Annotated in this window: 1 protein-coding gene; it reads right to left on the bottom strand. The window is 65.9% G+C overall.

Annotated features, from left to right (window positions below):
- A partial coding sequence (locus G4D87_RS38435) for an ISAzo13-like element transposase-related protein (protein WP_443192660.1) occupies window positions 1–511 on the bottom strand: 511 nt, incomplete at its 3' end.
- Window positions 512–645: the final 134 nt, after the last annotated feature.

Below are 645 nucleotides of genomic sequence, written 5' to 3'. Positions count from 1 at the left end.
AAACAACTGGCTGGCCTCGTGCCTGAAACGCCGCGGCTTCGGCGTTGATGTACCGGAACTGCGCATCCCTCTCTGGGTGGGCCGCTCCCTCCAGCATCTTCTTTGTCGCTTGGAGGCTGTACCCAAGTTCGCCAAGCAACTCCCCCACCTTATGCTGGCTCACGGTGAAGCCCTGCGCCTGAAGCTCCGCCGCAAGAGCGCGGGTGCTCTTGCACGTCCAGCGCAGCGGCGACTCCGGGTCGCCCCGAGTGACAGGGTCCACCAGTGCGTCGAGCGCTTTCATGATGCCAGGTTGCCGCTCTTGAATCCGCTTCGGGCCTGCTCCACTCCGGCGCACCTTCACCAGGTCTGCTGGCGGCTTCTTCGCTCGCGCATCCTTCATCCCCAAGAGGACTGTCGTGCGCGACAGGTGCGTCGCTCTCGCCACGAGTTCCCGGCCGCCGCGCCCTGCTGCGAGTGCCTCAGCGCCGGCCCAGATTCGCAACTGCCGCTCGTCCAGCACCTTGCTCATCAGCTTGGTATCCGCTGCACGAGCCCCGTCTTCCGTAAGCCCAGGCGGACGTTCAAGCTGACGGGGTGAACGGGACGCTTTCAGCGCGGCGACGACTGCTCTTCGGACGAGGCCAGAGCCGGCTCCGGGACGGT

It is taken from the genome of Myxococcus vastator (assembly GCF_010894475.1).
Classification (GTDB): domain Bacteria; phylum Myxococcota; class Myxococcia; order Myxococcales; family Myxococcaceae; genus Myxococcus; species Myxococcus vastator.
This window is presented reverse-complemented; position numbering and strand designations above follow the sequence as displayed.